Annotated in this window: 2 protein-coding genes; both read right to left on the bottom strand. The window is 47.5% G+C overall.

What is annotated here, in order from left to right:
* Nucleotides 1–404, bottom strand: a 404-nt coding sequence (locus GRP75_RS26315) for a flagellar hook capping FlgD N-terminal domain-containing protein (RefSeq protein ID WP_160790816.1), incomplete at its 3' end; no start/stop codon positions are given.
* 19 nt (nt 405–423) lie between these two features.
* Nucleotides 424–1,587, bottom strand: coding sequence for a flagellar hook-length control protein FliK (locus tag GRP75_RS26310; protein WP_337194275.1), 1,164 nt, complete (start codon nt 1,585–1,587; stop codon nt 424–426).
* Between the last annotated feature and the right edge of the window lie 48 nt (nt 1,588–1,635).

The raw sequence follows: 1,635 nt of genomic DNA, 5'->3' as shown, positions 1-1,635 counted from the left end.
GCATACTGCACACCGTCGCGAATAACGATGGAATCCACGATTCCACTTTTCACTGTACCCGCGCCTGCTTCACCTGTAATGGAGTCTTTTTTACCTGCCTCAATCCAGCTGACTTCTTTTCCTATCAAACCGGAAGCCGTACCCAAAGACTGTCCCAATGCATTCAACTGCGTAGAAATGTTCATCAGTTGTTCCACCGAGGAAAACTGGGCCATTTGAGCGATAAATTCTTTATCCTCCAAAGGCTGCATCGGATCCTGATTTTGTAGCTGGGTGATCAAAATTTTCAGAAATTGATCTTTACCCATCGTTTTAGTATCCTTGGCACTTGCTGTTTTGACATTATTCACATTGTAATTCGGCCAGACGTTACTGGTGGATACATTGTTGTCTGTAGTCGTCATTGTGTTCTCACCTCCATCATTACGCTTGTGCTGTAAAGGAGCCTGTCCGATTCATATCATCTGCGCGTTGTTCTGCTGTCCAGTTACGAAGCTCTTCTGCCATTTCAGCTACCTTCATAGCATCCTCGCTCTCTTCTCTACCACGAGCTTTGGAACGTTGGTTGGATTGCTGCTGCTGATTAGCTCCAGATCCGCGTCCATCCTGATACATATGGGAGGAAAGCGACTCATTGTGCGTTACTTCTACCTTATCTACCTGGATACCTTGGCTCTGCAGGCTCGAACGCAGCTGCGACATTTGCTGTTCCAGCAAATCCTTCGCTCCGCTATGCTCAGTCATGAACTGGGCAACCAGATGACCATTTTGCATTGTCAGCTTAACCTCCAGCTGGCCCAGATGATCTGGACGAAGCATGATAGTCGCTTCCGTCAAACCAGTGTGTTTTACAATGTCAAGTTTCTGCACTACAAATTCGGTCATCTCCTTGGCAAATTGCCGTACATGTACGACTGGTTGAGCCGGAGTCGAAGGTGTTGTTCCTTGCGTTTGTACCGAAAGCTGTCCCGCAGTCGTGATCACTGGAGTCTGATTGTCAGTTGCTGTCGGATCCGCTTGTTCAGTTGCATCTACGAATGCACTCGCTTCATCCGCTCCAGTCGTCTTAACTGTAGACTGAACGAGAATATTAGTTGATGAACGTTGCCCTTCTGAACCTTGCTGATTAGTTTCGCCCTGACTTGCTTGCTGCTGAGAAACAACAACCTGTTTGTCTGTAGTAGCTGTAGCTACGGTCTGAGTACCATTTGCTCGATTTGCAGAAGGCTGAACCGCTTGTGAATCCCCACCATCAGCAAGTTCCACAGCTTTCATTACACCATTCCACTGCTCATCGGAAATAGCTCCCGTCCCTGCCGTTGCGCTTTGGAGCGATTGTAGCAACTGTGCCACCTGGGACTTTTGGTCTCCAGAAGCCTGCTCTGCTACATTGGCAAGTTGTGACAAAGCGTCCTGCAATGCAAATCGAAGAGTAGCAGGGTTGGCTGCCAAGGCTGTTAAGCCTGTCGCCTCTGACGTTTCCCCACCGTTTAACTGTTGATTTGTTCCGTCGCCTTGCAAAAACTGTTGTACTTGCTGAATCCACGCTTGCAGAGAAGCACTCAAAGTATATTTTTTCGATTTCACTTGTTGACATAGCTTTTGTAGCTTTTGCTGCTAATACTTGTGATGGAA

This window comes from Paenibacillus sp. OT2-17, assembly GCF_009827695.1.
Classification (GTDB): domain Bacteria; phylum Bacillota; class Bacilli; order Paenibacillales; family Paenibacillaceae; genus Paenibacillus; species Paenibacillus polymyxa_B.
This window is presented reverse-complemented; position numbering and strand designations above follow the sequence as displayed.